2 pseudogenes are annotated in these 1,027 nt (G+C 38.1%); both read left to right on the plus strand.

Annotated features, from left to right (window positions below):
* Positions 1-634 (plus strand): annotated as a pseudogene (locus tag GMD4S_RS13675) (virulence protein); the annotation flags it as partial.
* A 10-nt stretch (positions 635-644) separates the two neighbouring features.
* Positions 645-1,027: pseudogene (locus GMD4S_RS12320) on the plus strand (hypothetical protein); the annotation flags it as partial.

The following is a 1,027-nucleotide window of genomic DNA, read 5'->3' on the forward strand; positions in this document are numbered from 1 at the left end:
TGACTATACTCATTTGGTTAACAAAAAGCTTGATGAACTAAAAGCCCAAAACTTTGAAGCAAATTCAGTCGAATTTTGGAGTGGAGTAGCTCAAATTTTCTCTGGATTGGGAGTTTACTTTGCGAGTGGAGCCCTAGAAGTCTTGAGTGTAATGGCTGGTCCGCCAACAGCAGGGACAAGTATCGTAGCTGGTACCGCAGCATCTGTAACAGGGGTTCAATATGGGAATGTACTGATAGCTAGTGGAGCAGTAACTAGCTTATCAGCTATCACAAAGACAGCCTTACAAAATGGCGAAATTCAGGTTGATTATTCCAGTAACTATGACAGCTGGAAGGCAAATAAACCGACGAGTAAGTCTTTTGGAAAAAAGATTTCTGGACGAGTTAACGGTAAAAAAGTCGATAATATTCGAGTTGATGCGGAGCCAGATAGTGGGAAAATCCAAGTTCAATCGGGGAGTGGAAAGTCAGGTTATAACCTCGACATAGATATTGAAGCCTCAACTATTTCAAGTAGGCAGGATATTGTAAACTGGGTAAATGAACAATCTGAACTAAATGGACTTGGAAAAGGAGCTAAAGAAGAAGTTATCAAAAATATGTGGAAAGCTTTTAAATACTTGACGCAATAAGGAGTGAACAATGAAATTATATTTAAAAGGTGATTATACAAAAAGAGTACCTTATGGTTATTTAGAACTAGCTGGTAAAATGTGGTTTCCAGAAGATGAGCAAATTTCTTACTCAAATGCTGGGAACAATGATGCATTACAAGAAGATTTTTTCTCAAATTTATCCTTGAGGAAAGGCACTGCCGATAAGAGATGGTCTAGTGTCCCCCTAAAGGAAGGGGTACGAAGACTCTTTTCACATATTAAGGAAAGTATTGAAATTAATTTTGAAGATGCATTTGCTACGGATTATAATGAAAAGGGAGACTATCTCCGTATTTTAACCACCCATCTAGAAGTTTTGACAGTTGATAAACGAGCTATGTACATTATGGCGCTTGAGATTGCAAAGGT

It is taken from the genome of Streptococcus sp. GMD4S (assembly GCF_000296955.1).